The sequence below is a fragment of the Microcoleus sp. ARI1-B5 genome (assembly GCF_036705795.1).
Lineage (GTDB): Bacteria > Cyanobacteriota > Cyanobacteriia > Cyanobacteriales > Microcoleaceae > Microcoleus.
The window spans coordinates 128,813-153,663 of record NZ_JAUBVK010000001.1; the positions used below are offsets into that span (position 1 = coordinate 128,813).

Annotated in this window: 28 protein-coding genes and 1 riboswitch; of the genes, 15 read left to right on the forward strand and 13 right to left on the reverse strand. The window is 46.6% G+C overall.

Features of this window, described 5'->3' with window-relative positions:
* Nucleotides 1–213: 213 nt before the first annotated feature.
* From QUB63_RS00560 to QUB63_RS00590, 7 genes are all read right to left on the reverse strand, one after another.
* Nucleotides 214–555 (reverse strand): hypothetical protein, encoded by a 342-nt coding sequence (locus QUB63_RS00560; protein ID WP_332942810.1) that lies wholly within the window; start codon nucleotides 553–555, stop codon nucleotides 214–216.
* Complete coding sequence (locus QUB63_RS00565) at nucleotides 552–2,063, reverse strand: tetratricopeptide repeat protein (RefSeq protein ID WP_332942811.1); 1,512 nt, start codon at nucleotides 2,061–2,063, stop codon at nucleotides 552–554. Before QUB63_RS00565 ends, QUB63_RS00560 begins: the two co-directional genes overlap by 4 nt.
* A gap of 170 nt (nucleotides 2,064–2,233) precedes the next feature.
* A complete protein-coding gene (gene psbA / locus QUB63_RS00570) occupies nucleotides 2,234–3,316 on the reverse strand; it encodes a photosystem II q(b) protein (protein ID WP_332942812.1) in 1,083 nt (360 codons plus the stop codon).
* A gap of 353 nt (nucleotides 3,317–3,669) precedes the next feature.
* Nucleotides 3,670–4,380, reverse strand: coding sequence for a precorrin-2 C(20)-methyltransferase (cobI, locus tag QUB63_RS00575; RefSeq protein WP_332942813.1), 711 nt, complete (start codon nucleotides 4,378–4,380; stop codon nucleotides 3,670–3,672).
* On the reverse strand, nucleotides 4,377–5,006 hold the full coding sequence (locus tag QUB63_RS00580; protein WP_332943254.1) for a precorrin-8X methylmutase: 630 nt from the start codon (nucleotides 5,004–5,006) through the stop codon (nucleotides 4,377–4,379). The genes cobI and QUB63_RS00580 overlap by 4 nt, the downstream gene beginning before the upstream one ends.
* A 238-nt stretch (nucleotides 5,007–5,244) precedes the next feature.
* Nucleotides 5,245–6,753 carry a precorrin-3B synthase gene (gene cobG / locus QUB63_RS00585; RefSeq protein WP_332942814.1) on the reverse strand — a complete coding sequence of 503 codons (1,509 nt, stop codon included), beginning with the start codon at nucleotides 6,751–6,753 and terminating at the stop codon, nucleotides 5,245–5,247.
* Between the two features lie 65 nt (nucleotides 6,754–6,818).
* Nucleotides 6,819–6,898, reverse strand: a riboswitch (adenosylcobalamin-variant (AdoCbl-variant) riboswitch).
* Between the two features lie 256 nt (nucleotides 6,899–7,154).
* On the reverse strand, nucleotides 7,155–7,844 hold the full coding sequence (locus QUB63_RS00590) for an Ig-like domain-containing protein (protein ID WP_332942815.1): 690 nt from the start codon (nucleotides 7,842–7,844) through the stop codon (nucleotides 7,155–7,157).
* A 387-nt stretch (nucleotides 7,845–8,231) separates the two neighbouring features.
* Between QUB63_RS00590 and QUB63_RS00595 the strand changes: the two genes are divergently transcribed.
* The 3 genes from QUB63_RS00595 (at nucleotide 8,232) to QUB63_RS00605 (ending at nucleotide 11,056) form a co-directional block, all read left to right on the forward strand.
* A complete protein-coding gene (locus QUB63_RS00595; RefSeq protein WP_332942816.1) occupies nucleotides 8,232–8,729 on the forward strand; it encodes a GNAT family N-acetyltransferase in 498 nt (165 codons plus the stop codon).
* A gap of 20 nt (nucleotides 8,730–8,749) precedes the next feature.
* The gene (gene cbiE / locus QUB63_RS00600; protein WP_332942818.1) at nucleotides 8,750–9,958 is read left to right on the forward strand and encodes a precorrin-6y C5,15-methyltransferase (decarboxylating) subunit CbiE; all 1,209 of its coding nucleotides are present in this window, start codon (nucleotides 8,750–8,752) and stop codon (nucleotides 9,956–9,958) included.
* Nucleotides 9,959–10,039: 81 nt separating this feature from the next.
* Nucleotides 10,040–11,056, forward strand: coding sequence for a nucleotidyl transferase AbiEii/AbiGii toxin family protein (locus QUB63_RS00605; RefSeq protein ID WP_332942819.1), 1,017 nt, complete (start codon nucleotides 10,040–10,042; stop codon nucleotides 11,054–11,056).
* Between the two features lie 207 nt (nucleotides 11,057–11,263).
* Here QUB63_RS00605 and QUB63_RS00610 read toward each other — a convergent pair whose 3' ends face one another.
* The gene (locus tag QUB63_RS00610; RefSeq protein ID WP_332942820.1) at nucleotides 11,264–11,521 is read right to left on the reverse strand and encodes a hypothetical protein; all 258 of its coding nucleotides are present in this window, start codon (nucleotides 11,519–11,521) and stop codon (nucleotides 11,264–11,266) included.
* A 233-nt stretch (nucleotides 11,522–11,754) separates the two neighbouring features.
* On the opposite strand from QUB63_RS00610, the gene QUB63_RS00615 reads away from it, so the two are divergent.
* The 3 genes from QUB63_RS00615 to QUB63_RS00625 all read left to right on the forward strand — a co-directional run bounded on the left by QUB63_RS00615 (nucleotide 11,755) and on the right by QUB63_RS00625 (nucleotide 12,948).
* A complete protein-coding gene (locus QUB63_RS00615; RefSeq protein ID WP_332942821.1) occupies nucleotides 11,755–12,147 on the forward strand; it encodes a DUF433 domain-containing protein in 393 nt (130 codons plus the stop codon).
* 62 nt (nucleotides 12,148–12,209) lie between these two features.
* Nucleotides 12,210–12,512: a hypothetical protein gene (locus QUB63_RS00620; RefSeq protein WP_332942822.1), complete on the forward strand. Its 303-nt coding sequence runs from the start codon at nucleotides 12,210–12,212 to the stop codon at nucleotides 12,510–12,512.
* Between the two features lie 46 nt (nucleotides 12,513–12,558).
* Nucleotides 12,559–12,948 (forward strand): hypothetical protein, encoded by a 390-nt coding sequence (locus QUB63_RS00625; protein ID WP_332942823.1) that lies wholly within the window; start codon nucleotides 12,559–12,561, stop codon nucleotides 12,946–12,948.
* A gap of 48 nt (nucleotides 12,949–12,996) precedes the next feature.
* Here the strand turns inward: QUB63_RS00625 and QUB63_RS00630 are convergent, their stop codons facing one another.
* The 5 genes from QUB63_RS00630 to QUB63_RS00650 form a co-directional block, all read right to left on the reverse strand.
* On the reverse strand, nucleotides 12,997–13,584 hold the full coding sequence (locus QUB63_RS00630; protein WP_332942824.1) for a hypothetical protein: 588 nt from the start codon (nucleotides 13,582–13,584) through the stop codon (nucleotides 12,997–12,999).
* Nucleotides 13,541–14,503 carry a serine/threonine protein kinase gene (locus QUB63_RS00635; protein WP_332942825.1) on the reverse strand — a complete coding sequence of 321 codons (963 nt, stop codon included), beginning with the start codon at nucleotides 14,501–14,503 and terminating at the stop codon, nucleotides 13,541–13,543. Before QUB63_RS00635 ends, QUB63_RS00630 begins: the two co-directional genes overlap by 44 nt.
* Before the next feature lie 38 nt (nucleotides 14,504–14,541).
* Complete coding sequence (locus tag QUB63_RS00640; protein ID WP_332942827.1) at nucleotides 14,542–15,348, reverse strand: hypothetical protein; 807 nt, start codon at nucleotides 15,346–15,348, stop codon at nucleotides 14,542–14,544.
* A 177-nt stretch (nucleotides 15,349–15,525) separates the two neighbouring features.
* Complete coding sequence (cphA, locus tag QUB63_RS00645; protein ID WP_332942829.1) at nucleotides 15,526–18,249, reverse strand: cyanophycin synthetase; 2,724 nt, start codon at nucleotides 18,247–18,249, stop codon at nucleotides 15,526–15,528.
* A gap of 333 nt (nucleotides 18,250–18,582) precedes the next feature.
* The gene (locus tag QUB63_RS00650) at nucleotides 18,583–19,476 is read right to left on the reverse strand and encodes a cyanophycinase (RefSeq protein WP_332942830.1); all 894 of its coding nucleotides are present in this window, start codon (nucleotides 19,474–19,476) and stop codon (nucleotides 18,583–18,585) included.
* On the opposite strand from QUB63_RS00650, the gene QUB63_RS00655 reads away from it, so the two are divergent.
* From QUB63_RS00655 to QUB63_RS00695, 9 genes are all read left to right on the forward strand, one after another.
* The gene (locus QUB63_RS00655; RefSeq protein WP_332942831.1) at nucleotides 19,475–19,642 is read left to right on the forward strand and encodes a hypothetical protein; all 168 of its coding nucleotides are present in this window, start codon (nucleotides 19,475–19,477) and stop codon (nucleotides 19,640–19,642) included. The genes QUB63_RS00650 and QUB63_RS00655 overlap by 2 nt on opposite strands.
* Before the next feature lie 168 nt (nucleotides 19,643–19,810).
* Entirely contained in the window at nucleotides 19,811–20,485 is a 675-nt protein-coding gene (trmD, locus tag QUB63_RS00660; protein ID WP_332942832.1) for a tRNA (guanosine(37)-N1)-methyltransferase TrmD, read from the forward strand.
* A gap of 56 nt (nucleotides 20,486–20,541) precedes the next feature.
* The gene (locus QUB63_RS00665) at nucleotides 20,542–21,903 is read left to right on the forward strand and encodes a DUF1517 domain-containing protein (protein ID WP_332942833.1); all 1,362 of its coding nucleotides are present in this window, start codon (nucleotides 20,542–20,544) and stop codon (nucleotides 21,901–21,903) included.
* A gap of 206 nt (nucleotides 21,904–22,109) precedes the next feature.
* On the forward strand, nucleotides 22,110–22,289 hold the full coding sequence (locus QUB63_RS00670; RefSeq protein ID WP_332942834.1) for a hypothetical protein: 180 nt from the start codon (nucleotides 22,110–22,112) through the stop codon (nucleotides 22,287–22,289).
* Nucleotides 22,290–22,301: 12 nt separating this feature from the next.
* A complete protein-coding gene (locus QUB63_RS00675) occupies nucleotides 22,302–22,676 on the forward strand; it encodes a hypothetical protein (protein ID WP_332942835.1) in 375 nt (124 codons plus the stop codon).
* Nucleotide 22,677: 1 nt separating this feature from the next.
* Nucleotides 22,678–22,854, forward strand: coding sequence for a hypothetical protein (locus tag QUB63_RS00680; RefSeq protein WP_332942836.1), 177 nt, complete (start codon nucleotides 22,678–22,680; stop codon nucleotides 22,852–22,854).
* Nucleotides 22,855–23,090: 236 nt separating this feature from the next.
* A complete protein-coding gene (gene ispF / locus QUB63_RS00685) occupies nucleotides 23,091–23,570 on the forward strand; it encodes a 2-C-methyl-D-erythritol 2,4-cyclodiphosphate synthase (RefSeq protein WP_332942837.1) in 480 nt (159 codons plus the stop codon).
* A 68-nt stretch (nucleotides 23,571–23,638) separates the two neighbouring features.
* Complete coding sequence (locus tag QUB63_RS00690) at nucleotides 23,639–24,187, forward strand: hypothetical protein (protein ID WP_332942838.1); 549 nt, start codon at nucleotides 23,639–23,641, stop codon at nucleotides 24,185–24,187.
* A complete protein-coding gene (locus tag QUB63_RS00695; RefSeq protein WP_332942839.1) occupies nucleotides 24,165–24,737 on the forward strand; it encodes a PIN domain-containing protein in 573 nt (190 codons plus the stop codon). Before QUB63_RS00690 ends, QUB63_RS00695 begins: the two co-directional genes overlap by 23 nt.
* Nucleotides 24,738–24,851 lie beyond the last annotated feature (114 nt).

Below are 24,851 nucleotides of genomic sequence, written 5' to 3' on the forward strand. Positions count from 1 at the left end.
CGAGAGGTTTTCAGCCCCTTTAGGGGCTATAAAATGTCTAAGTCCCGTTAGTAGGGGGCGAAAGTTTACAGCAACACTGCCTTAACCTTTTACTGTCTTGAGAATAGTCAAAACAATTAAAAATTAAAAATTAAAAAGTAGAACCCCGATAAATAAATTCGCTCTTGTTGTAACAATGGTAATGAGGGAAGATCCTTTATCATCTTCGTAGATTCACAAAGGTGGCGAACAAACATTCGCTACACCCCTTGGTAAATTATCATCGGGAATCGTCCAAGTCCTAGAGTTAGTCGTACAGCGCACCACACCCCTCCCTCCCCTCGCTACTCGCACCAGATCCCCCAGGTAAAGATTTTCCCCAACTTTCGCGGCCTGGTAATCTGACCCCTTCTCGCGCTTCATTTCCACTCTTCCGATCGTTTCGATCAGTTGCGCTAGGGGTGCGGGTTGAACCTGCTGTTGAGCCTGAACTCTTGTCGGTGCGGAAACCACGCCACTCTGAATAGCGGCTATCATCAAAGTGACTGTAATTGGCATCGATACTGCGAGTTTCATTGTGCCTTTCCTTTGCTATTCAAGCCTTGAATTGCTAAGCTAATCCACTTATTCTCATTCTGGTTATATTGACTGGCATATTGCAGGCACTGTTCCCACGACTTTTTGGCATCGTCTTGCTTGTTTTGTTTCTCGGATACCTGAGCCAAGAGACAATGAGCCGATGCTAGTTTGTTATTGAGGAAAATCGCATCTCGCAGTTGAGTCTCTGCATCTGAATAGCGTTTTTGTTCTAACTGTATCCAACCTTGGTAAGCTCGTATTGTGCCTTGTTTGTTTTTGTCATTTTTTGCCAATGCAAAGCCCAAAAACAGCCTGCGGTCGCTATCAGAGTATTGCTTTTTTTTCAAATAAAAATCAGCTAAGCCTATCAACACCTCGAATTGTTTATCGTTTAAGGTCGCCCGATCTTTAATGACTGCAAATTTCCGAGCATCCAAAGATCTTAGATTTTTAACTCGGCCAGATTCTTGTTGATTTAGGACGCCGGATCTGGTGAGAATCTTAAACTCTTTCGGGCTGATTTCGTAGGGCTTATCCTTAGTCAATAAAATTCTTTGAGGTTCCAAAGCTAATTCTAGCCACTCATCCGCTTGATTGTAATTTTGCTGCTTTAAGTACAAGCTAGCAAGTTCATCTGCGGCTTTTAAATGATTGCCATTCCAAGCAATTTTATAATTTTCAATCGCTTTATTGTAATCTGGCAATTCTTGATAAAGGTCGCCTAATTTCTCATAAACTTCCGTATTTTCAGGATTGAGTTTAATGGCGCGGTTGTAGTTATTCTCGGCTAAGGTCAATTGACCTGCGTCATAAGCCTGCTTTCCCAGGTTGATATAGTTATCTGCAATCCTGGGCATAGAAAACCAACATAAGATTAAAATGCCTAAGAGTAACCCAGCGGCAAGGCAAATCAATTCATCCCACAAACTCTTGTCCCATTTGAGGCTGGTGAGGACATATTCAATGCCTTCGCGTCCATTTTGTGTCAACGCACCTTGACCTGCGAGTAGTGTTAACACAGTGGAGATGATAACTCCAAATACTCCCGCTATATCGGGACCACCACTTAAAACTCGCGTGGAAATATCGGCGAAAAAAGCGAGGGAAGCGGTGAGCAGGATCAGAGAGAAAAACCGCCATAACCAGTCAAAGCGATCGCGCCACGGTTTCGGCGTAATTGGGTCAAGCAACCACCACCATTCTTTCTCGGGCGGGTTCAAAATTGCTTGCCATTCGGCCAATTTAGTGAATTGGTTAATATAATTCGTCTGTTGCTTTAAACGCGCATCTAATTCTTTAACGGCTCTAATCAGTCGTCCTGGGTTTGGCTGAGACTTGTATTCCAAAGCAGCTTGGACGGCGTTGCGCGCCGTCAGGACATCGAGAACGAGTTCCACCGACAAGTCTTTCGACAAGTTTTTGGCTGCCATTTCTATGGCAGCGATCGCTTTCTCATACCGCTCGACAGCACGGTCTAGTCTAGAGGCAGTCTTGGTTTGAGTCATATTACTACTCTGGGAGAAATATGCGGCGAGTTAGACAATAACTCACTACTTATCTGTACAGATGTAGAAAGTAATTTCCGGACAGTTACGGATTGACAAAAAACGAAAAGCCACAAAACAAAAAGCGCCCCTATTTCTAGGAGCGCTATTTGTTAATCAAAAGCTAAAACTTAGCCATTGATAGAAGGAGCAACCAATGCCACAGGAGTGGTTTGGGCAGCAGCCAAGTCAAGCGGGAAGTTGTGAGCGTTGCGCTCGTGCATTACTTCCATACCCAAGTTAGCGCGGTTGATAACATCAGCCCAGGTGTTGATGACGCGACCTTGAGAGTCGATAATCGATTGGTTGAAGTTGAAACCGTTCAAGTTGAATGCCATCGTGGAGATACCCAAAGCGGTAAACCAGATGCCTACTACTGGCCATGCACCTAACAAGAAGTGCAAGGAACGGCTGTTGTTGAAAGAAGCGTATTGGAAAATCAAACGACCGAAGTAGCCGTGGGCTGCAACGATGTTGTAGGTTTCTTCTTCTTGACCGAATTTGTAACCGTAGTTCAAAGACTCGGTTTCAGTTGTTTCGCGAACCAAAGAAGAGGTAACTAAAGAACCGTGCATGGCGGAGAACAAAGAACCACCGAAGACACCAGCAACTCCCAACATGTGGAAGGGGTGCATCAGGATGTTGTGCTCGGCTTGGAACACGATCATGAAGTTGAATGTGCCGGAGATACCCAAGGGCATACCGTCAGAAAAGCTGCCTTGTCCGATCGGGTAGATCAAGAATACTGCGGTAGCTGCTGCAACTGGTGCAGAGTAAGCGACGCAGATCCAAGGACGCATACCTAAGCGGTAGGACAGTTCCCATTCACGACCCATGTAGCAGAAAATGCCGATGAGGAAGTGGAAAATTACCAATTGGTAAGGGCCGCCGTTGTACAACCACTCATCGAGGGAAGCAGCTTCCCAGATTGGGTAGAAGTGAAGACCTATCGCGTTTGAGGAAGGAACAACAGCACCGGAGATGATGTTGTTACCCAGCATCAAGGAACCAGCTACTGGTTCGCGGATGCCGTCGATGTCCACTGGAGGGGCCGCGATGAAGGCGATTACGTAACAGATTGTTGCAGTCAGCAAGGTAGGAATCATCAAGACGCCGAACCAGCCTACATAGAGGCGGTTGTCGGTTGATGTTACCCAGTTGCAAAACTGCTCCCACAGGTTAGCGCTTTCGCGCTGCTGTAAAGTTGCTGTCATGGTTTTATGATTGCTTTATTTGGTTTTCAATGTTCGTGACGGCTTTGTGTTCCGCCATGTAAATAAATATAAAGCATATTCTAAGCTTTGTAAAGACCTGTAACAACAGATTAACTGATGAGAGATATAAGTTTGAGTTATCGATATCTGTAATTGCGGATAAAGGGCAAAGAATTGACAATAAAAGGGGAAGCATGGAAGCGCGCCGCCTTCAGGCACGAGATTCAGTCGATTTTCGCATTGAAGATTTGAGATTGACTCCAGAGATGAATGTGGCGGATCTCTCTCATTTGTAAACTTTGTTTGAGCTCCGCGACTCATGTTTTGAAGCAAGTATCCGTCTTTGAGTAAGGTCAAGATACAGACTTCTGCTGGCTCGGTATCATGACGAGCGCCCAATAAGGAACCTCCGTCGGATCGACTTCTGCGATCGCCCGAATGCACTGATTCGGCATAGTTGCGCGTTCTATATATAGTGCGCGATCGAACTGTCCCAGCTCAATGAGCACATCCCGGACTTTCGCAAAGTGCCTCCCCAGCTTAATAATCACAGCAGCATCAACAACCGCCAGCCGATCGCGCAAAACCTCAGCATCCAACGTCGCAGGCATAATACTTAACACATCGTTACGGTAAGTCAGCGGCACTCCCAGCGCACTCGCACTCGCCATCGTCGAAGAAATTCCCGGCACAACTTCCGTAGTAAACTTTCCCGACAAACGGTTAAATAAATACATAAACGTGCCGTAGAGAAAAGGTTCGCCCTCGCACAAAACCGCCACATCCCTGCCCTCGCTGAGGTGGGCTGCTATTTTCTCCGCAGCAATATCGTAATAAGGTTGAGACGATCGCGTCGGACTAAAAGGCAGCGGCATCGGAATCTCAATTTGCTCCGGCCGCAGGTAATCGGCCACGATCGCCCGCGCCAGTACCTTACCATTTTCCATCGCCGGATACGCGATCGCAGGCACCGATTGCAAAATCCGATAAGCTTTCAATGTAATCAATTCCGGATCGCCAGGGCCGATGCCCAATCCGTACAATTTACCAGTAGTCTTAGTCATAGTTCGTCCTCTTTAGCTAACGCATTCACGGCCGCCGTTGCCATTGCACTGCCACCCCGCCGCCCCTGCAGCACGATAAATGGCACTCCCCGACTGTTGGCAGCGAGTTCGGCTTTGGATTCGGCCGCCCCCACAAATCCTACCGGGAAACCCAGAATTAACGCCGGTTTGGGGGCTCCGGCATCCAGCATTTCCAGCAGTCGGAACAAAGCAGTCGGGGCATTGCCGATCGCCACAACTGCACCATCTAACTTATCTAGCCACAAATCGAGTGCTGCTGCCGATCGAGTATTGCCGATTTGGCCGGCCAACTCCGGGACATCGGGATGCCAGAGGGTGCAAATCACTGGATTGTCTGCGGGGAGGCGTTTGCGGGTGATGCCTTCGGCTACCATCCGGGCATCGCACAGAATCGGCGCGCCTGCTGCGAGGGCTTTTCGCCCGTGGGTGGCGGCGCCGGGGGAAGCTGCTAAGTCTTTAACAATATCGATCATTCCGCAACTGTGAATTAGTCGCACTGCGACTGTTTCTAAGTCTGGTGGCAGGTTTGATAAGTCTGCTTCGGCGCGGATTGTGGCGAAGGATTTTGTGTATATTTCTGTTCCGTCTCGGATGTAGTCAATCATTAAGATAATTGGTAATTGGTAATTGGTCATTGGTAATTGGTCATTGGTCATTGGTCATTGGTCATTGGTCATTGGTCATTGGGAGACTGTACTTAACTTTATTTGAAATTGTTATTATGATAATTTTGATTGGTGAAATAGCTTTTTTTTATGAACCGCGAAGGCGCGAAGGGCGCGAAGGAAGAAAGAGAAGGGGAAATGATGACAATTTGTCTGTTTTAATGGGATTTTTTTGCTTTTAATTATGATGGTCTGGGCTAAGTAACTTCTGCAATTTGTCGATCGCCCACCGATCGCAAAATTCGCCTAATGACTCCCGAGGTTCTCGAAACTGCTGATACACCCGCAGGATTCGCTCGATCGCGCGGGGCATCTCGGCTACACTGACGGCTGGGAAGATTTGCCGTCCAAAGGGCAAGTCTTTTCTACCTGCATAAATGTTGTAAGCTGCGATCGTTTCGCATCCCTGCTGAATCTGAGTTCCTACTAGGGTGATATCAATTGGTTGGTGTTGGGCGCAGGACTTTTCACAACCGCTGAAATGGATGTTAATCGATCGGTCGAGCGTCAGTTTTTGCGCTAAATCCCTCACCATTTCTAGGGCGTGACTTTGAGTATCTGTCGCCGCCGACGCACAGCCGCTGTTGCCGGCACACGCAACTAAGCAGGAATCTATGCGAGTTGCGGATGAGTGCAATCCGAAATCGGCGATTTGCTGTTTGACCTCAGAAACCTGGGAGTTGGGGATGTCGGAAATCACCAGATTTTGCCACGGCGTAAGTCTCAGGGTGCCGCTGGCTAGATTTTGGGCTAAATTTGCCAAATTTCGCAGTTGCTTCGATTCTAGCCTGCCTAGGGGCAGCGCAATGCCGATGTATGAGAAATCGGACTGTCGCTGACGGTGGATGCCGAGATTGCCGTTGGGTTCGATCGCCCTTGGGTTGGCGGTGAAAAGCCTCTCAGGGGCAGGCCCCATGCCTACCCCACAAGAGTTTTGGGAGATGTCTCTTTCAGAAAGCTCGATCGACTCGCGCTGTAAAGCAAATGGCAAATTTTTCTCTACTTTTTCTAGATAACTTTCAGCACCCCAATCTGCTAACAGGTGGCGCAAGCGCGGTTTTTTGCCATCTATTCGCGGCCGATTTTTGGTGTATTCAAGATAGGTATTAGCGAGGGCGGCTAATACTGAAATACATTGCGCTTGTGGGATTAAAATCCCGGTTTCGCCGTTTAAATGCAGCCGAAAAACTATTTCGGAATCTGCATATCGCCTTTGGGCTGCTAATAAAATATCGTTGCGCAAAGCCTGGATCGAAACCGCTTCGCCGCCGTCAAAGCCAATGCTGAACTTAGCCGAAAGTTCCGACAACTCAGGATGTGTTTGCAGGTAATTATCCCAAGCTGCAACTATCGGGCGAGTATTGAGTAACTGTTGGCGATCGATTCCTGCTGTCGGACTTGCCATCATATTCCGAATTGGGTCAATTTCAACGCAGCGAGATGCTAATCCCAATTCTTGCAAATCCTGCCAAATTGACGGGGCAATTTCTGAGTGCAATTCTCGGATTTGTAAATTTGCCCGATTTGTGACTTGCAAACAGCCGGTACTGTAGCGATCGACTAAATTGGCGATCGACCAACACTGCTGTACATTTAAAATTCCCCCCGGAATCCGCATCCTGGACAAAACTCCGTCTCGGGCTCGGGAACCGTAAAATAAGCCCGGACAAGTCGGTAAATCAGTCAAAAGCAACAAATAATCTCCTTCCCCGTGCGACGCAGGGAACCTACAAGTAAACGTGTCAAACAAATCCCGAAATCGGCATTCTGACTCTCACAGTTGCGGCACAGCGCCGGAATTGCACCGGACTTTCCCGCTTTCAGGTTTAAGAAATGTATCACAAGTCGATCGCCCGCAGCGAAAACTCTCAACTTTCTTAACAAATGCCCGCTGATTTTGTATAGTTTCTAAACGAACTCGACCCAAATTCATAGGAATTGCCAGAAACCGGGTTTTTTACAAATATACACAGGTTGCAGACCCCAGATTCGCTAAAAAACCGGGTTATGAAGGTTAAAGTGCATCCTGGACTGAGTTAAAATGACTCGCTGGCCCAGATTCATAGCAATGCAACGATACTTGTTATTTTATTTGATGGTTAATTGGGCTTCCCTTGTGCGATCGCCCATTCCCCCAGTAATAGTAACAGTTCCAGGTCGCAGCGCTTGAAATGTGCCCGCCGATTGCGTTTGAGCGAGCAACGGCTCCGGATTGGGAGATTTGCTGGGTGCACCAGATATCGATTGCTGATAGTAGGGAGTCGAAAATTGGAAATAAGTCACTGGCGGAAGCAATCTCCCCTTTGAATCGGAGAGAATCATTTTAAAAGTAATGCGATCGCCCGCGCGGACGGTTGCAACTTCTGGTAGAATCCGAAGTGTCCAATCAGGCGGGTAAACAATACCGGACATAGAGAGTGTTTCTCCACCTTTTTTTGCGAACACGGCAAACTTTCCCGGCGCCATACCCGTCACAATTCCCTCTGATGAAACTTTGACGACTCCTGCATTGTCAGACGACCACACCCACTGTTTCTCGGACTGCGTAGAATCTCCTGCAATACACTCTGAAAAATCGGTCATCCCTATTTTTAGCTTAGTCGTTTGACCCACAATTAAAGGCTCTACTTCGGAAGAATTGTATTTAAGGCAAGGGGAACTGTCAAATGTACTTACAAAGCCGAGAATATTCCATACCGTAATACCTATGAAGCCGAATAACAGGACGATCGCAGTTACGCACCCGATCCCGATAAATTCCTTCTGTTTGTTATTCATATTTAATATTGGTTTTTTTTATCTCTAACTTTATGAACCAGTGCGCCTCGCGCTCTAGCTTTGTATGCCAGCGAGAAAAGTGGCACAGAGATAAATAAAATGCTATTATTTTTTCACAGCGGGAATACTGCGCTAAAGTATCTCGGAATAAATTTGTGATTTCACAGCAGATCAAATAGCATTCATTCACTCAGTTTCCTTAAAAATATCTGCGTTAATCGTCGGTTGCATCTGCCTTAAATCTGCGGTTGACATATCAAAACTTTATGCAAAAGGTATTGTAAAGTTGAATCGCTAAGTATAACATTACGGTCAGCCAAGGGTAATATAATAGATGCACAAAAACAGCGAATAATGTAGGTAAGTTATCCTAAAAAAATAACCGACATGATACTTAAAACTCAGAGATTGGTTTTAAAACAGATTTTGGAGATCGACCTCAACACGCTCCACAGAATTTTCACTGATTCCTATGTCAGGAGATATCTGTGTGACGGCGAAATCTGGTCGCTGCAACAAGTAGAAGAAATGCTTGCCGAGAATCAAAAGCTTTTTGCCGAAAAGAAATTCGGTCTTTGGTCGATCGAGACAAACACCGAGCAAGAAGTCATTGGATTTGTGGGTTTGTGGTATTTTTTTGAGGAAGAACAACCCCAGTTAGTTTACGCATTGCTGCCAACTGCAACGAAAAAAGGTTACGCTACTGAAGCTGCAACTAAAATCATAGAATATTGTTTTGATGAACTTGGCTTTGAGTATGTTGTCGCAAGTTGCGATCGCCCAAACATCGAGTCGCAGAAAGTAGCAGCCAGACTCGGGATGAGGCAAGTAGAAGAAAGGATTGTCAATGAAAATCCCATATTATTCTTTAGAATCGATAAGTAGTAATTAGCAGTCAGGGCGCAATGCAGAAATGGCTTTCGGTGGTGGGGATTGGCGAAGACGGACTTTTGGGATTGAGCCCGATCGCCCGATCGCTACTCGATCGATCTAAAATCATTGTCGGCGGCGCGCGCCACCTCGCCATGCTACCAACCGACGACACCCGCGAAAAATTGGTTTGGGCTTCACCGCTGCAAACAACAGTTGACAGCATCATCAGCCGCCGGGGAGAGTCTGTTTGCGTGCTCGCAAGCGGCGATCCGATGTGTCACGGGATTGGTGTCACGCTGTCGCGCCGGATTCCGATTTCGGAAATGACTGTGATTCCCGCAGCATCGGCTTTTAGTCTGGCTTGCGCGCGTTTGGGCTGGGCGCTGGCGGATGTTGAGACTTTTAGCTTGACAAATCGCCCGATCGCATCGATCGCCCTTGCTTTGTCGCCGGGGGCGCGCTTGCTAGTCTTGAGTGCCGATCGACACACGCCGGAAAAGGTCGCCGAATTGTTGACACAGCGGGGGTTTGGCAGCAGTTTGATGACCGTGTTCGAGCGGATGGGAGGGGACGCGGAACGGCGGATCGAGGGGGTTGCAGCAGCTTGGAATGCTGCGGATTTGGCGGATTTGAATGCGATCGCCATTGCAGTTGCAGCCGATCGCGAAACTCTTCTGCTTTCCCGCACTGCGGGCTTGCCGGATGCTGCATATCGCCACGACGGACAGTTGACTAAACGGGAGGTTCGAGCCGTTACTCTGTCGGCATTAGCGCCGATTCCGGGAGAGTTGCTTTGGGATGTGGGCGCGGGCTGTGGCTCGATCGCGATCGAGTGGATGCGGAGTCACCGCAGTTGTCGGGCGATCGCGATCGAGCGCCATCCAACTAGACTGGAATATATTGCTGAAAATGCCTCTAATTTGGGTGTTCCCGAACTCAAAATCGTGGCGGGAGACGCACCGGAAGCTTTGGCAAATTTGCCGCAACCGGATGCTATTTTCATCGGCGGCGGTGTCACCGCAGAGGCTTTGCTGGAAACTTGTTGGAATGCTTTAGGTGATGGCGGGCGATTAGTGGTGAATGCGGTGACAATTGAGAGCGAACTTACGGTTTTGCAATGGCATTCTTTGCACGGTGGAGAATTAATTAGAATTGGGATTCAGCGTGTTGGTGCGATCGGTTCTTTTCTCGGTTGGAAACCGCTAGCACCGATTACTCAGTGGGCGGTGGTTAAGGGGTAATCAATTCTGATTGGATCGGAATGATTTAACCACAGAGAACGCAGAGAACACAGAGGAAGAGATGAGAGAGATGAATCTAATATGAACGATAAAGAACTAGCAACCGTATTTAAAATTCCCGCAAAAATGCCATTTCTTCAGGCCATCTGCTGGCAAATTGCTAATGTCCAGCATCTGAGTTTCCCGGAAATGCTATGTCGCTACGAATCAGGCTGGCATTATTGGGGAGTATTGGGAGAACCCAATTCTGAGGAACTAATTTTTATTCAACAAATTAGCCAACACTATCAATCTTGGCTGGTAGCAGAACTGGGAAGCATTAGTCAGTCCCCAAAAACCGAAAAATCGGTAAATTGTAAACCAATGTTTAAACGCGAAATTCACCAGAAAATATTAACTGTACTCAGCCACTTGAATGTCGAGTTTTTACAGGAATGTCGCGCTTATTTTGGCGGCGGAACTCTGGTAAGTATGGAACATGGAGAATATCGGTTAAGTCAGGATATTGACTTTATGTGTCCGATGGATGGTGGCTACAATCTCCTGCGCCGAAAAGTGGCGGCAGCAGGCTATGATGCGATTTTTGCTAATCGCGATGGTATTGTTATACCGAACGATATTCACTCAAACCAGTACGGTATTAGATTTCCAGTTATTGTTGACGGTACGACAATTAAATTCGAGATGGTTTGTGAAGGGCGAATTCTGTTTGATGAACCAAGTTATCCTAGTTGGTCGCCTGTTCCTTGCTTGAATCAAGTTGATAGTATAGCAGAAAAGCTGTTAGCAAATGCAGATCGATGGCCGAGCGATCGCGTAAACTCTAGAGATTTAATCGATTTGGCAATCCAAAGGTTGGCAACTGATCTTCCCCAAAAGGCGATCGACAAAGCTGAAGCAGCTTATCAAGTTATGGAACCGCTGAATCGAGCGATTGAGTATTTCCAAGACCGTCCCGATTATCGGGAAAAATGCTATGATATTTTAAGTATTGCAAAACCCGATCGAGTTATTGACGGTATCGATTTATTAGCTCGGGATGTGGGTAGGGAAATCACAGTCAGGACATTTAGCGAGACTATTTCCCCGTTCCCTTAAGATTTGAGCGGCACGAATGCTGATGGAAGGTTCGCCCCGAAATGCACTAATTAGAACACCTGAATCCAGATAAGTTAGTTTACCAGAAAGAATTGGTTTAAAGCCCCAAGCTTTTTCGCCCTTGATAAATTAAAATCCGACTATTCATTACTCCAATCCTCTTCTTTTCAGGTAGAGGTCGCTATCACAGGTCAACTGTCATGAACGTCAACTGTCAACTGAACAGACACCGCAGCCACCTCGACGATCGGCAATTTCTTGCTCTAACTCCACTTCATTGAGGAGTTTCATACCGTTGGCGATCGCCCGTTGGCGAAGTTTCCACAGGGTTTGACCGAGTTGTGTTTTGGGGGTAAATTCAGGTGAAGATTTGAGCGCTAGAGCTTTGGTAAACTGAAGGACTTTTGCGCGATCGGCGGGGGCCAGTTCGCGCCAGTATTGTAGGAGGATGTCTTCGGGACGCATGGAAAATTTTTGGGAGTAACTCTATAATTTATTTTACTCTTTTACAATAGATCGGGTCAATGCCATTGGCGATAATAGTTTAGTTTATGCCCATAGTCTTCGATCGTCCAACCGTGATATTTAATCTGATGAAGCAGGGCGAGCATTAGTTGCGATCTGATTAGTAAGTTATCGGCTTCTTCTGTCCACTATGCTAAGATCGAGGCTGGTTTACATTTTATGATGAGGTCGTTATGACCAGTTCACTATCATCTACAAGCCTTTCTCGCTATGTCACCCGCAATCCTGAAGTTTTGCAGGGGGAACCGATTATTGCAGACACTCAAGTTACTGTACGGGATATTGTGGTGTTTTGGAAATCGGGAATAAAGCCTGAAGAAATCCCACAGAAGTTACTTCAATTCGTGACGGCTGCTCAAGTGTTTGATGCGATTAGCTTTTATCTGGATAATCAGCCAGAAATTGACGATCGGATTGCTTGGTATGAGGCGCGTCCGATGTTGAATGTTTCACCTCTTTTGAGATGTAATCCGTTGCTGAATGAAGTCACGAAATATGTTGAAGCATATCGCCGCGATCGAAATGCAGATATCGAGTTTCCTGAGTCTGAAGCGGATTTGATATAAAAGGCGATCGATCTCTTTGCTGGAAGCTATGATAAATAATCTTCTATAAAATTATAGTGAGAATGCCAGACGAATCATCCGTAGATCCTTATCTATATCGACTATTTGAAGACTATTCCAATACTGAAGTTATCGAATTACAGCAATATCTTGCTGAGTGGGATAAAGGAACCTATGGGAGTGTGGCGCAAAGTGTCTTAGACCATGCACAACGAAAAGGATTCGAGCCACTCAAATATCTGCGTAAAGCACACAACTTCAACACCAGAGGTGCTGTGAGAGTTCCTCGCACGGGATATCGGCAGGATGGAGCCGCTGTTTACCGAAAGGGAAATGAGTTTTTAATTGTGCGATCTGACCAGTAGGGTGTTGAGAAAATAGTGACGTATGGCATTAATGAGGAATAGAAATATGGCACAAATTAAAAACAAGTTAGTGATTCAGCAGGATATTATTGTGCAGCTTTTGGCACAGTTGAATGTTGAGTATGAAAAGACTAAATCAGATCGCAAAGAGATAGCCCATAGCTATCTTGGTTCCGAAGAAGATTTATCGTTTTTGGAGGAGCTTGAGTTAGTGACAGTTAGCATTCGCGGTTATGCTAGTCAGATTGAGCGTCGCGCTGGAGTTGAGAACCGGGAGGAAGCGATCGCTTCTTTACATCAGCTTAGGGTATTCGATCGTTCTGCGATTGCTCAGTTTTATGCTGAAACGCGATCGGGCTATATTCAAATGCGATCGTATATCCGAATGCTAGACTATTTGCGGTTGCTGGTATTGGAATATTTGCAGATGGAATAAAGCTGTCTTAGCCTGTTTCTGGTTTTACACAAGTGTCAAAGCGACTTATTAGCCTTCTAACAAACTGATTATAGGTGTGACTTCCAATTCTACACCAAGAAAAGTGCTTAACTCTTGAGCTAGCCACTCTAACTCGCGATCGTTAAATCGGTAGGTTCCCGGAATACTAAATTTTTTGTGATTTGACCAAAGCTCAAGGGTTGCTTTTCTCTCAGTAGAGTAGACTTTTTTACTTCCTTCAACTCCTTCCGTGTCAGAAGATGCATATTCGTAGAGATATTTAGGTGTAAAACATATTTTTTGAACATCCTCACGTCGAGCATTTAGGCTATGCCAAGACTTTCCTAGAAAATAATGAGCGATCAGAATACGATTACGGTCAATTTTGAAATGTGTCTCTGCAAGGGGTTCCAGAAGCTGCCTAAAGTCCTGGGCTAATTCTGCGAATCCGCCCCAAACAATCAGGATAATAAACAGGATGCTCCATCCTATGGCCCAGGGGCCGCCAGCTATGACTAAACTTAAGAATAACCATACTAGCAAACTCCACATCGTTATTGTAAAAATTACATATAAAATAACAGAACTGTGGTTATGGAGAGAGAGTTCCTCCCCCGAACCATCGATAGCCTGCATCTATTACATCCAGTAATTTGGTAGTAGCAGGCACTACCCAATGAAACATCTCCGTTGTTTTGGTGACGAGATACTTGCTGCATTTGGGCGGCGGTATCTGGCGACTAACAGGAGTTGGGGGTTGTTCTAAAGATTTCAATGCTTCCGCAGCACTCCCAAAGCGTTCTTTTAAGCTTGGTGCTGTCAAACATTCCAGCCAAGCAGTAAGTTCAAAATTATTCTGAGTGGCTGGTTTCAAGTTAATCCGTAAATCATCTTGAAGTAGCTCAGCAGGATGTTGCCCAGCTATCAGATAGATTAGTGTAGCACCCAAACTATAAATATCCGAAGCCGGTAAAGCTCTCCCACCAAATTGTTCTGGAGGCATATAGCCGTAGGTTCCAACAATGGTAATCGTTCCACCTTCATGACTTGCCGTTTGCACAGAACCAAAGTCTACCAAGTAAATTTTACCGGGATGATTGCCCGATCGATCGCCCAACAAAATATTACTCGGCTTAATATCTCGGTGGATTACGGGTGGCTGATGGAGATGCAGATAATCTAGGATGTCTAGTAACTGTTTCGCAAAACCCTTGATGTCTTCCTGACTAAATACAGGTCCAGCTTGCACCCACTCTTGGAGTGACTTGGCTTCGATGTAGCTTTGAACCAGGGCCAAACCTTTACCCCATTCAGTTTCCGCCTCAAAGAAATCTAAGTATCGAGGAATGGCTGGAGAGTTAAGAGATTTCAGGACTTCTGCTTCACGCTCAAACAGCTTAAAATCTTCCCAAGCAAAGTCACTTCCAAGCAGTAATAGTTTGATGACAACCAGTGATTGATTATCTAAATTATTTGCTAGAAACGTTCTACGACTTTTTTTATGACCGAGCAATGATTGAGTCAAATATTTATCATGCAAAACATGGTTAATCATTGGTTTTTTCCCTCGTCAGATGAGGTTTAATTATTTATCTATCTTCCGCGGTCTCTTTCAAGACGTTCAATTGCATCACGATACAAATCTATCTCCAATTTATGAGGATTACGTCTCTGCTCTGCCTGAACAAGTCGTTTGCAAGCATCTGGATCGCCATAGAGAAGTTTTAATAAGCTATTTCTCAACCTATCTAGTTCACTAGGATATTTTAGTGTATTGGACTGCCGGAGTTGTAAGACATACTGATTAACGAATTCGTACTCTGCATCAGTTAGATAACCTAAATGATGTCCTGGGCGATACTCGTATTGTGATGGTAGCCGTTTATATCCATCCATAAAGATTTGACCAAAGCCACAAACAAACATACATAAATCTGTGTAACGCTCGTTCTCTTTAAAATCACTTTTCCTGATTCCAAAGTTTTCCAAAATATAGTGACAAGCTTCATGGGCTAGAATGGCTTGTCCTGTTAATTTATCCTCAAAGAAATCTGACCTTACTCTGATTGTCACCCATCCTTCCTCATCCACCTCAAAGAGTCCTATTGCCAATGGATATGCTATTACTTTTTCCACAAGTACGCGCGGCACCATATAAGGCACTTGAAAACCTGGTGTAATTCGTTCTGCATGGCGTATCAAAGCCTCAACAACTTGGGCGGGTGAAGGCGTATGAGCAAAATCGCTTAAGTTCAACAAAAACTGTGATTGCCTACAGGACTCCTCTGTCGTCCATGCAATCTTGGTAAGTTCTTGCAATTGCAATTCTAGGACATGAAATTTGGATTTGTTACCGCCAATTAAGAAAGATATTTCTGATGGGTCTGTTTGTAAAGCCATAAAAAAATTCCGTGTAAAATCTGTTAATTAGCATCATGAAATAAGCAGCTATCAAAGTCAATTCATAAAATTCATAACTTTGACTTCATAAAAGTCATATTTATAAATGCCTGCAAAAAAATAGGTTGGGTTTAACACAAGTCAACCCAACCTATTTATTTAATCAGACTTCAGAGTTTAGCCTTGGTTAACCACCGAAGGTTTTAAACTGTCGCGCGACTCAGAAATGCGATCGACAATAGCAGCATTTACCACAGATTCCTTAATCGGTTTCCGGGCTTCAATTAAACTCAGAGCTTTGTTGACGCCTTCGGGTAAAATCACCACCAAACTGCCAGCCGGCGCCTCGTCTAAAGCCTTGTTAACAGCCGTTGTTTCGTCGAGAATCAACTCGTATTGAACTTTAGCTCTGTCTGCGGTTCCAGCAGAAATCGCCTGTTGAATCCCTTGGCAAATTAACTGAGCCACCACACCGGGCTCTCGGCCCCGCCTGTCAATATCTTCTTTGACAATAATACGATCGAACATCTCGGCCGAAAGTTTGCCCAAAGTGACAAAATCTTCATCTCGCCGATCGCCAGGGGCACCAACTACCCCGATCCGCAGTCCCGGCCAATTCAGCACGAAACTGCCCAAAGCTTTGTAGCTGTGGGGGTTGTGGGCGTAGTCGAGCAAAGCGTGATAGCTGCCCAAATTAAACAAATTCATCCTTCCGGGAGTTTGGCCGACAGATGCTTGGAAGCTTGACAAAGCAGCCCGAATGTCTTCTATTTTCAATCCTTGGGCAAAGGCTGCCAAACAAGCTGCTAAAGCATTGGCAATCATAAACGGCGCGCGCCCGCCCATCGTCAGGGGCACGTTCACAGCCTGCTCGATTCTCAGCGTCCAATCGCCTTTTAAGATCGACAAATACCCATTTTCGTAAATTGCTGCCAGCCCGCCCGCAGCGGTATGTCTGGCAACCAGTTCGTTGTCGGGGTTCATCGAAAAATATGCAATTTGAGCCTTGACACGCTGCGCCATTTGTGCTACTAGCGGGTCGTCTGCATTCAAAACTGCATAGCCTTTGGGCATTACCGACTCGACGAGGACGCTCTTGAGTTTGGCGAGTTGTTCCACGGTGTCGATGTCGCCAATGCCCAAGTGATCCGCCGCGACGTTCAAGACGACGCCGACATCGCACTGATCGAAGCCCAAGCCCGATCGCAAAATTCCGCCCCGGGCAGTTTCCAGCACCGCTACTTCCACCGTTGGGTCAGACAAAATCAATTGAGCACTCTGCGGCCCGGTATTGTCTCCGGTTTCTACCAAATAATCGCCGATGTAAGTGCCGTCGGTAGTCGTGTAGCCGGTAATCTGACCGGTCTGCTTGACAATGTGGGCAAGCAGGCGAGTGGTTGTAGTTTTGCCGTTGGTTCCCGTTACCGCTAAAATCGGCACCCGGCTGGGTTGAGGCGAGGGGAAAAGCATATCGAAGACGGCGCCGGCGACGTTGCGGGGCAAACCTTGACTCGGGGCGACGTGCATTCTGAAACCCGGTGCTGCGTTGACTTCCACGATGACGCCGCTGACATCGCGCAGGGGTTGGGAGATGTCGGGAGTTACTACGTCAATGCCGGCGATGTCCAAACCGATGATTTTGGCGACTCTGGAAAACAGCCAGACGTTTTCCGGGTGGATTTCGTCGGTGCGATCGACTGCAATGCCACCTGTGCTCAAGTTTGCTGTCGCGCGCAAGAATACTCTTTGGCCCGCGGGCAATACCGAGTCCATCCCGTATCCTTGTTTTTGCAGCAAATCGAGGGTCAATTTGTCGATCGTGATCCGGGTGAGCACGTTGTCGTGTCCGTCTCCCCGCTGCGGGTCGCGGTTTACTTCTTCAACGAGCTGTTCTACTGTAGACCTGCCGTTGCCCACAACGTTAGCGGGGACTCGTTCTGCGACTGCTACGACTTGTCCGTTGACTACTAATACTCTGTGGTCGCGGCCGGTATAATAGCGCTCGACAATAACACTCTTTGTTTTCGATGCCGCGCTGGCTAAGTCGTAGGCTTCTTCTGCTACTTCCCAGGAGTTGATGTCGATCGTAATTCCGCGGCCGTGGTTGCCGTCTAGCGGTTTGAGGACGATCGGATAACCGCCCACATCTTCGATCGCCCCGCGCAGTTCGTCCAAATAATTAATCACCGTCCCTCTCGGAACCGGCACGCCTGCTGCGCCGAGGATATTTTTGGTACCTTCCTTGTCGCAGGCCAGTTCTACCCCCAAAACTCCCGTGCGGTTGCTCAGAGTTGCCTGAATCCGCTTTTGGTGAACCCCGTAACCGAGTTGAATCATAAACCGGGCGCTCAAAGGTATCCAGGGAATACCGCGAGCTTCTGCTTCCTTGATCAGTGTTTCCGTGCTCGGCCCGAGGGCTGCCGACCCAGCAAACTCCTTGAGGTCTCTCAAATCTTGGACTAATTCTGCTGCTGGATAAGAGCCTGTATCGGCAATGCTCTGGCATATCCGCACGCCCGCCCGGGCAGCGTAGCGACCTGCTTGTTCGTTTTGATACTCGATTACTACTTGGTAAATGCCAGGGGTTGCAGTCTCGCGGGTGCGACCGAACCCGACCGGCATTCCTGCCATTTCCTGAAGTTCTAGGGCTACGTGTTCGATTACGTGTCCCATCATTGTGCCTTCTCTGACACGTTGCAGGAAGCCTCCCTGATGGCCGGGAGAACAGTGATGGTCGTCCAAACTCGGCAGCGCAGCGGTCAACCCTTGGTAGAATCCAGGAATCTCAGACGTGGTTTTATCTGCCAACTCCTCTAAATCCAGACGCATGAGCACGAGTTTGTGGCGTCGGATGCTCCAGTAGTTGGGGCCGCGTAAGGTCTGGATTTTAAGTATTTTCATGGCAGTAAGAGGGGTATGGGTCGCTAAATCTTATAGGTAATTGCAGCATTTATTCAATTTGAAGCTAGATTGCTCGATAGACTGTTCGCTGCGAACAGTTTTGCAGTGAATTTCCAGTTAGGGGCCGCCAGCGACCGAAAATTAATGCAAAGCGATCGGCTAGAAACAAGTGCCCTGCAGGCAGAAACTAAAAGGCAGAAGGTAGAATTTTCTGTGATTCTGCCTTCTGGCGTCAGCCCGTGGCTGGTTCGGAATATATCCTTTTGTTGTATCCATTATTCGGCCCCAATGCCGCATAATTTCTGCCTTATCAATGACTAGAAATGTTCTGCGTTAGTTGGCTGTGCGGCATTCCGAGGGCCAGCCGGACTCGGAACAGGCTGCCGAGGGCATTGGTTTGCCTAGGGGCATATTGTAGCAATCTCCGTGACACAGAACGTGCAAGCGCATATTGAACAGACTTAAGGGTTCTGTCGCTCCTACCAGAGCCTCATTGGTATAAAAATTTTCCCTAGAATCAACAATAGTCACAGTGCCTTTACCGAGAACTTTCATAGTATCGTCTCCCTCAAACAAGGCACAGGTGTCTTCGTCAATACCAATAGCGAGGCGATCGGGATGAGAAGCAACAGCCGACAGCAAGCGAGCCATGCGGTTGCGGTTGTGAAAATGCTGGTCTACGATGATATCGGGAATAATGTTAAGTCCGTTTGCCATGTCTACTAAAGAGCGGTTCGGTGAGGCGCCGCTCCCGCCGCCTGCAATCATGTGATATCCCATCACCGCAGCACCCGCGCTGGTGCCGGCGAGGGTAATCTTGCCTTCGAGAGCTTCTTTGCGAATTTTCTCCATCAGCGGGGTGTCCGCCAGCAGCCCGCAGAGCCGCAGTTGGTCGCCACCTGTGATGAATACGCCCGTACAGTCTTCTAAGTAATCTTTCCAGACGGGGTTTTCGCCTTGTTCGCGTTCGCGGATGTCAATGACTTTGACGGCGCTAACGCCCATTTCATCAAATATGGTGCGGTAGCGGTTGCTAATTCCTTCGGGATCTCGGGAAGCGCAGGGAACGATCGCCAGCCGAGCGTTTGTACCCCCAGCACGGCAAAAAAAGGTATTCAGAATCTCTCGCCCGTGAACCTTGTCTTCGGCTCCCCCGATGACCATAATCGAGGTTTTCGTGCGCTGGGAAACATTGTGTTCGAGGGCTTGAGATGTCAACTGCTGCATGGTGTGTCTTCCTCTGTTGGATGTGAAATTCAATTTTGCCGTGGCTGGGGGTAAAATTGGGCTTTTTAAGAGTGAATATTTTTATTTTGCGAGTGAGGTGCTGTTCGGCGATCGCGCGATCGCGCACTTGTTTGGGGGCGAGTTTACTCGCAGCCGCCGCCTGTGAGAACAGATTATTTTTGTACAAAACCGTCCCGCAGACAAAGGAAGAGAATGTAACTTGCAAAAATGCTCAGAAATTATAAGGAATTATAAAGAATAAATCAATTACTGAAAACCGATCTGCCTCCAAGGGTCAAACTAGAGGTGATGTATCAATGAAATTCCAATAATTGTGCGATTTGACGTTGTTACCCTATTTCCAGAATTTTTCCGGGCTCCCCTGGAATCGGGACTAATGGGCAAAGCCTTAGCTAAAAATATTGCTGAGGTGAATTTTGTCAATCCCCGCCATTTTACCACAGACAAGCACCAGCGAGTCGATGACGAGCCTTACGGAGGTGGAGTGGGAATGCTGATGAAGCCGGAACCGATTTTTGCTGCGGTGGAGTCGCTGCCGGTTTTGCCGAGGCGGGAGGTGATTTTGCTGACACCCCAAGGGGAACCGATGCAGCAGCGGATGTTTCGGGAGTTGGCCTCCGATCGCGATCAGTTGGTGTTGATTTGCGGCCATTATGAGGGTGTGGACGATCGAGTGCTGCATTTAGTTACTCGCGAGGTGTCTCTGGGCGATTTTGTACTCACGGGGGGCGAAATTCCGGCTTTGGCTTTAATTAATGGGGTTTTGCGATTGCTGCGGGGAACCGTGGCGAAGGAAGATTCCCTAAAGTTTGAGAGTTTTGAAGACGGACTTTTGGACTATCCGCAGTACACTCGACCGGCCGATTTTCGGGGATTGAAGGTGCCCGACGTGTTGCTGTCTGGTAATCACGCAGAAATTGCTCGCTGGCGCAAGGAACAGCAAATTGAAAGAACTCGATCGCGCCGCCCGGATTTGCTAGCGGATTAATTAAGTGTTAGGTGTTGACTGTCTGGGTTTAGCAATGTATTTTCGCAGACAAATTTATGCTAAAAAATCCACTTTTGTGCTGTTCGGCGATCCTCTTTTTGCTCGCCGGTGAAGTTACGGTAAATTTAAATGCTGGGAGCGGTGGCAAATGGTTAAATATTAACCGGGAAGCTTTGGCTAAAAGCAGCGGAGGAAGTAGCGGCGGGCGATCGAGTTCTTCTAGTTCTGCTTCCAGTGACCGCCGTTCTAGCAATACCTCGCCCAGCCGTTCTAGTTCTTCTAGTTCTTCTAGTTCTTCTAGTTCCAGCAACAGCAGATCGAATAGTGCTGCTAGTTCCAGCAACAGCGGCAACACTGGGGGAAGAGTTCGCAGCGGCTCTTTTGACAAGCCCGCTGCACCTGCACCTGTCGCCGCACCTAACGCTCCGATTCCGCAACAATCTAACAATAACAGAACAGTAATTATCCAGCGGCGCACCTATAATTCAGGGCCGAGTTATGTAGTTCCTTACAATTCCGGTAACAGTCAGCCAAATACAGGTTCCAATCAATCGCCCGCAGCTAATTCAGTACCAATCACTACTGATAATAATTCGGGAAACGGCGATATTAGTTCGCCATCTTCAGACACTCCCGATAACAGTCAGCAAAAGATCGGTTCAGAGCAACAACCAGCCGTCAATGCACCAGCACCAATTACCACTGATAATAACTCGGATAGCCCTCCGAGTTCGGAATCTGATGATGATTGGAAATTTGTGGTGTTTTGGCTGTTTGTTGCTGGAGGTTGTGTCGCCTTAATTGCTTACTGTATTTACTATTATCGACACGACGCTGCCAAAAAATCTAAAAAACACATTTTTGCAGTCAGCAAGTTGCAAGTTGCCATGTTAGCAGAAGCTCGCGAAGTCCCAAGTCAGTTAACTGAATTGACGTTAAATTCTGATATAAAAGATGCGACTAAACGTGCGGAGTTCTTGCAAGAAGCAGTTTTAATTGTTTTGCGAAATCGGGAAAAGTGGACTCACGTTTGCGCGAATTCCCAGATAGTCGCAAGTCGAGAAGAAGCGACGCAAATATTCAATCAAGTCTCAATGCAAGAACGCAGCAAGTTAAGTGTGGAAACTTTGAGTATGGTGAATGGCGAGATCCGTCACAGACAGTCTGTTAGTGCTGGCGGCGAAGGGCCTGGAGAGTATATTGCAGTCACGTTTTTGATAGGGACAGAGAATAGCAGACCGCTGTTTGGAGACATTCGCGATGTTGCGAAGTTGAAAGCAGTGTTAGAAAAATCGGCGGCGACTCCTGCTGAGAATTTGCTGGTTTTAGAGGTGATTTGGAGTCCGCAGCAGGAAACCGATAGTTTGACTGGCGATGAGTTGTTGGCTTCCTATGCGGATTTGATTCGGGTTGGTTGATGGCTGATGGCTGAGGGCGATCGTTTGAATTTGCCAATTTTTTGGTATTTTGGGCGATCGCTCTTTTTGTCGATATTGATTGTGCTATTATGCAAATATTTAATTCATAAAACTAAGGATTTTGAGGACTGAAGTCCTCACTACAAACCTGACGATCAATTTTTCAGCCGAGTTGCGATAGTAAGAAAATATAGAAAATTAAATTCATGCCGAATCTTTACATAATTGGCGGCGCTAACGGTTCCGGGAAAACCACTGCATCAATGAGTTTATTGCCCAACTTTCTGGACTGTTTTGAATATGTCAATGCTGACGCGATTGCGGCTGCACTTTCGCCATTCAATCCCGAGTCTGTAGCCATTACCGCCGGACGAATCATGCTATAAAGACTGCAAACTATGTCTAATTCTGGAACAGATTTTGCTTTTGAGACTACTCTAGCAGCCCGCAGCTTTGTGGCTTTTCTCAGAAGTTGTAAAACAAAAAATTATACAATTAACTTAATTTACTTTTGGCTGCGATCGCCAGAACTGGCCGTAGCAAGAGTAGCCCGACGGGTAGCTAGCGGCGGTCATTCTATCCCAGAAGATGTCATCCGCCGCCGCTATGACAGAGGACTGCTAAATTTGATTGCTCTGTATTTGCCACTGTGCGACAATTGGATTATCTATGACAACTCTCACGAAACTCCCGAGTTGGTAGCAGAAGGAAGTATCGAGGGAGAACAGATTATTTATAATATTGCAATCGGGAATCAAATAAATCAAAGATAAAATGAACGAATCAGAACCCAAACAACTTTTATCTAAAAAAATTGATGCGGGAGTGAAAGCGGCCTTTGCAGCAGCTATTGAAAGACACCGCAAATTAGGTGAATCTATTGCTGTTTGGGAAGATGGGAAAGTAGTAATTTTAACAGCCGATCGCATTCCTCCAATGACCCAAAAGTAAAAAAGGTCGATCGCCCAAAAAACTTACTCATCTCCACCCAGACTGTGACATAATACTCTACTGTCTGCTTTTTAGCCACCTAAAATTCACCACAAAGAATTGGTTTAAAGCTGGAACCTTTTTCGGGAGAAATTAAAATCAGATTATTCATTACTCCAATCCTCGGACTTCTAGGTAGAGGTCGCCCTCTTGCGGTCAACTGTCAACTGTCAACTGTCAACTGTCAACTGAATAAAATGAACATCCGCATCGGTAACGGCTACGACATTCACTGCTTAGTTCCAGAACGCCCCCTCATCCTCGGCGGCGTGCACATTCCCCACGAATTAGGCTTATTAGGACACAGCGACGCAGACGTGCTCGCCCACGCTATCATGGACGCGATGCTGGGAGCTCTCAGCTTGGGAGATATCGGCCTGTATTTCCCGCCAACGGACCCGAAATGGAAAGGTGCAGACAGTCTAGTGTTGCTGGCACAAGTCAATCAGTTAATATTAGATAAAGGCTGGGAAATTGGCAATATAGATTCGGTGGTGGTGGCCGAACGTCCGAAGCTGAAACCGCATATCGAGAAAATGCGCGATCGGCTTTCTGGTGTTTTACAATTAAAACCCGACCAAATTGGCATCAAAGCTACTACCAACGAAAAATTAGGGCCGGTGGGGAGAGAAGAAGGGATTGCAGCCTATGCTGTAGTTTTGCTGGGCAAAAAATAGAACTCTAGAATCTAAAATTGACGGTGGAGTCAATTCTTTAATCCAAAATCGCTAGGAAGGCTGAAATCATGGACACTGACAACTGGGAATTACAATTTCCTGTAGACGCGGATGTCATCGCGTTGGATAAGGACGATCGCATAGTCGTGCTAATCGAGGTTAAAATCATTCAAGCTCAAGAAGCAGCCGCGAAACAGAAAATTGTCGATCGCGCAATCGATTGGCTGAAAGCTGTGTTAGCTAAGCTGTCTGAAAAAAACGCGATCGTTCCCTATGCTATGTTTATTGACGCGGAACAAATCTTGATTTTCAAATGGGATGGTGTGAATTTATCGGAGCCTGTTTGCACTCTCAATACTGGTGAAATATGTCGCTATTATCTGCCGAGTTTTGGCAGTAAATGGATATTTGAACGTACCATTGAAACGGTGATTCAATCATGGCTGCATGACTTAGATTATAACTGGAAATCAGAAATTCCTCCAGCATCGGAACAGATAGCAGCCATCGGTTTGCTGCCATTACTCGCAGGTGGAACAACAAAATCAGGAGTGGAATTAGGTGGCAATTATATATATCGAGACCAACTTTCTGATGAGTATTGCTACAGGGCGTGAGGCTGAAGCAATTATGTTGCTCAGAGATTTGTCCTCATCTGTTCAGTTAGTCATACCCAGCGTTTGTTATATGGAGGCTTGGTCAGCTTTCGAGGACGAGTTGAAGCGACAAAATTCTTTTGGGCAACAGCTAAGTCGTCAAGTTAGCGAAACAAAGCGAGATGTGACATCTGAATACGCCGCATCTCTATTTTTTCACCTAGAAGAGTCATTACTCTACTATCTCGAACGAGTAAATGAAGTTGAATTACGGCTGCGAGAAGCAATTTCTCTGATGTCAATAAATGCAGAAATGATTGCATTAAATCCAGAGATTGTCCAAGCAAGCTTAAACGAAACTTTGATCGAAAAAGATCCAACAGACAATTTGATTCTACAATGTATTCTCAGTCATGCGCGATCGCATTCTACAGAAACCAAAGTATTTCTCAGCGGTAACGTCAAAGAATTTGGCATACCGACAGTTCAAGATGTTTTGCGAGAAGCCGGGATTACAAAGTATTTCTCTGTCACTAAAAACTTTCTAGGTTGGCTACAATCTCAGTCATAATTGCACGCAGGTGGTACAGTTGACAGTTGACAGTTGACCTGTGACAGTTGACAGCGCTGTTTTTATGAGGGATTTGGGCGCTGTCGCTATAGGCCCGGATGCGAAATCATATTT

Coding starts and splice junctions, on each gene's coding strand:
- QUB63_RS00695 (WP_332942839.1), top strand. CDS start 24,165: ATGAGTATTGCTACAGGGCGTGAGGCTGAAGCAATTATGTTGCTCAGA.
- QUB63_RS00615 (WP_332942821.1), top strand. CDS start 11,755: ATGACCAGTTCACTATCATCTACAAGCCTTTCTCGCTATGTCACCCGC.
- QUB63_RS00640 (WP_332942827.1), bottom strand. CDS start 15,348: ATGGCTTTACAAACAGACCCATCAGAAATATCTTTCTTAATTGGCGGT.
- psbA (WP_332942812.1), bottom strand. CDS start 3,316: ATGACAGCAACTTTACAGCAGCGCGAAAGCGCTAACCTGTGGGAGCAG.
- cphA (WP_332942829.1), bottom strand. CDS start 18,249: ATGAAAATACTTAAAATCCAGACCTTACGCGGCCCCAACTACTGGAGC.
- QUB63_RS00680 (WP_332942836.1), top strand. CDS start 22,678: ATGAACGAATCAGAACCCAAACAACTTTTATCTAAAAAAATTGATGCG.
- QUB63_RS00625 (WP_332942823.1), top strand. CDS start 12,559: ATGGCACAAATTAAAAACAAGTTAGTGATTCAGCAGGATATTATTGTG.
- QUB63_RS00580 (WP_332943254.1), bottom strand. CDS start 5,006: ATGATTGACTACATCCGAGACGGAACAGAAATATACACAAAATCCTTC.
- QUB63_RS00560 (WP_332942810.1), bottom strand. CDS start 555: ATGAAACTCGCAGTATCGATGCCAATTACAGTCACTTTGATGATAGCC.
- QUB63_RS00650 (WP_332942830.1), bottom strand. CDS start 19,476: ATGCAGCAGTTGACATCTCAAGCCCTCGAACACAATGTTTCCCAGCGC.
- QUB63_RS00665 (WP_332942833.1), top strand. CDS start 20,542: ATGCTAAAAAATCCACTTTTGTGCTGTTCGGCGATCCTCTTTTTGCTC.
- ispF (WP_332942837.1), top strand. CDS start 23,091: ATGAACATCCGCATCGGTAACGGCTACGACATTCACTGCTTAGTTCCA.
- cbiE (WP_332942818.1), top strand. CDS start 8,750: ATGCAGAAATGGCTTTCGGTGGTGGGGATTGGCGAAGACGGACTTTTG.
- QUB63_RS00630 (WP_332942824.1), bottom strand. CDS start 13,584: ATGCAGGCTATCGATGGTTCGGGGGAGGAACTCTCTCTCCATAACCAC.
- cobI (WP_332942813.1), bottom strand. CDS start 4,380: ATGACTAAGACTACTGGTAAATTGTACGGATTGGGCATCGGCCCTGGC.
- QUB63_RS00690 (WP_332942838.1), top strand. CDS start 23,639: ATGGACACTGACAACTGGGAATTACAATTTCCTGTAGACGCGGATGTC.
- QUB63_RS00675 (WP_332942835.1), top strand. CDS start 22,302: ATGTCTAATTCTGGAACAGATTTTGCTTTTGAGACTACTCTAGCAGCC.
- QUB63_RS00565 (WP_332942811.1), bottom strand. CDS start 2,063: ATGACTCAAACCAAGACTGCCTCTAGACTAGACCGTGCTGTCGAGCGG.
- QUB63_RS00610 (WP_332942820.1), bottom strand. CDS start 11,521: ATGCGTCCCGAAGACATCCTCCTACAATACTGGCGCGAACTGGCCCCC.
- QUB63_RS00670 (WP_332942834.1), top strand. CDS start 22,110: ATGCCGAATCTTTACATAATTGGCGGCGCTAACGGTTCCGGGAAAACC.
- QUB63_RS00655 (WP_332942831.1), top strand. CDS start 19,475: ATGGTGTGTCTTCCTCTGTTGGATGTGAAATTCAATTTTGCCGTGGCT.
- QUB63_RS00590 (WP_332942815.1), bottom strand. CDS start 7,844: ATGAATAACAAACAGAAGGAATTTATCGGGATCGGGTGCGTAACTGCG.
- QUB63_RS00620 (WP_332942822.1), top strand. CDS start 12,210: ATGCCAGACGAATCATCCGTAGATCCTTATCTATATCGACTATTTGAA.
- QUB63_RS00635 (WP_332942825.1), bottom strand. CDS start 14,503: ATGATTAACCATGTTTTGCATGATAAATATTTGACTCAATCATTGCTC.
- QUB63_RS00605 (WP_332942819.1), top strand. CDS start 10,040: ATGAACGATAAAGAACTAGCAACCGTATTTAAAATTCCCGCAAAAATG.
- QUB63_RS00595 (WP_332942816.1), top strand. CDS start 8,232: ATGATACTTAAAACTCAGAGATTGGTTTTAAAACAGATTTTGGAGATC.